This is a genomic window from Synechococcus sp. WH 5701 (assembly GCF_000153045.1).
Lineage (GTDB): Bacteria > Cyanobacteriota > Cyanobacteriia > PCC-6307 > Cyanobiaceae > Regnicoccus_A > Regnicoccus_A antarcticus.
In genome coordinates, this window is record NZ_CH724161.1 from 1 (window position 1) to 1,626 (window position 1,626).

Consider the following 1,626-nt stretch of genomic DNA (forward strand, 5'->3'; position numbering starts at 1 on the left):
TCGCTTCGTCATCCATGCCGATAGAGGGGCCGCTCGGCACTAACTCCAAGTGGCTGATGCTTGAGCTCTTTCCAAGGTGGCTTCAAGTTCTAGATCGGCTGCTGCAGCGCGCACCCGATCCTGCTCGCCAACAAACCGAATTTTTAAGGGCAGGCGCTCAATCGCCTGGAGGCATCCCTCAAGAATGGGACCAGGGGCATTGTCGCCTCCCATGCCATCAACAGCGACCCAAAGGCGATCTTCGTCTTTGATGTCGTTTTCATCATTCCCACCCTGCAGGCGGCGAAGAGGATCAAACACCAAGGGCTGAAGAACGCTGCTCGCAACAGTGCCGGCACCAGAAACAACAGTCCCTGCAACGGTTCCTGCTGCAGACGCTGAGCTGGCCGCACCATCAACAATTGTGGTCACGGCGGAGTTCCGCCGGTACCAAATCACAAGACGGCGGATGGCACGCGGTCTTGTGCTCTTGCTCCGGGGCTCAGGGGCCCGGGAGGAATCAGGGTCCTTCGGAAGCAACGGAGTCGATGATGCGCTGGAACAGGTAGCCGGTACCGCGAGCCGTGAGGATTAATTCAGGGTGGGGGGAATCTTTTTCCAGTTGGGAAGGAACCCGGGAGATATGAACTTCACCCCCACGAGTATCAACGTGGCGTTCAGGGGTATAACCCCAGACTTCTTTGAGAATTTCGCCACGGTTAAACGGTTTCCTTGAGCGACTCACCAGGAGTTCCAACAGGCTGAATTCCATGCCCGTGAGCCGGATGCGCTCGTCGTTGCGAAACACCTGGCGTTTGTTGGTGTCGATGCGTAGGTCGGATACCTGAATCACACCGGAGTTGGGTATCCCGGCGATCGCTTCCTTCTCAACCCGGCGAAGAACGCAGCGGATCCTCGCTTCTAGCTCTTTCGGGCTGAATGGTTTCACCACATAGTCGTCAGCCCCGAGCTCAAGGCCGGTGATCCGGTCGGCGACATCGCCGAGGGCTGTCAGCATCACGATCGGAACATCCGATTCCTTGCGGAGTTCCTGGCAAACGCCATAGCCATCAAGCTTTGGCATCATCACGTCGAGCACCACCAGGTCGGGCATGCAGTTGGGAAACAACTCCAGGGCCTCCGTGCCGTCGCAGGCGGTCACGACGTTGTACCCAATCATGGAGAGTCTGGTTTCCAGAATCCTTCTGATCGAGGCCTCGTCATCGACCACGAGAATTGTTTCCTTAGAGGGAGCCGTGGCCGTCATGAAGGCTGTGACGCAGCGTGGGTCACGTAACAAATAAAAGGGCAGACCCCCTTTGGTTCACGTAACAGCAACTTTCTTCACAGTTCGCATTGCCTAAGCCCACCGCCATTTTTGTTTGTCAAGCCTGTGGTGCGAAGGCGCGACAGTTCTTTGGACGTTGTCCTGAGTGCGGGAGTTGGAACTCCCTGGTTGAGCAATCCCAGCCATCCACCGATGGCCGCCGCCGCCGTGCTGCGCCCAATCAGGAGAGTGCTCCTTCCCCCCGACGTTCCACCGCGATGGCGTCGCTGGACGACCAACCTCTGCAGCGTTTGCAGACGGGATCGACTGAGTTTGACCGCGTTTTGGGGAGCGGTTTGGTGCCCGGGTCGCTTGTGCTC

The 1,626-nt window shown here is 57.9% G+C and carries 1 protein-coding gene and 2 pseudogenes; 1 reads left to right on the forward strand and 2 read right to left on the reverse strand.

The features are described 5' to 3' along the window. Together WH5701_RS17025 and rpaB are read right to left on the reverse strand one after the other, a co-directional pair. A pseudogene (locus WH5701_RS17025) lies at positions 1 to 519 on the reverse strand (phosphate acyltransferase PlsX); the annotation flags it as partial. After that, entirely contained in the window at positions 500 to 1,246 is a 747-nt protein-coding gene (rpaB, locus tag WH5701_RS15465; RefSeq protein WP_006173500.1) for a response regulator transcription factor RpaB, read from the reverse strand. The pseudogene WH5701_RS17025 and the gene rpaB, both read right to left, overlap by 20 nt. 89 nt (positions 1,247 to 1,335) lie before the next feature. Between rpaB and WH5701_RS17030 the strand changes: the two are divergent. Then, a pseudogene (locus WH5701_RS17030) lies at positions 1,336 to 1,626 on the forward strand (DNA repair protein RadA); the annotation flags it as partial.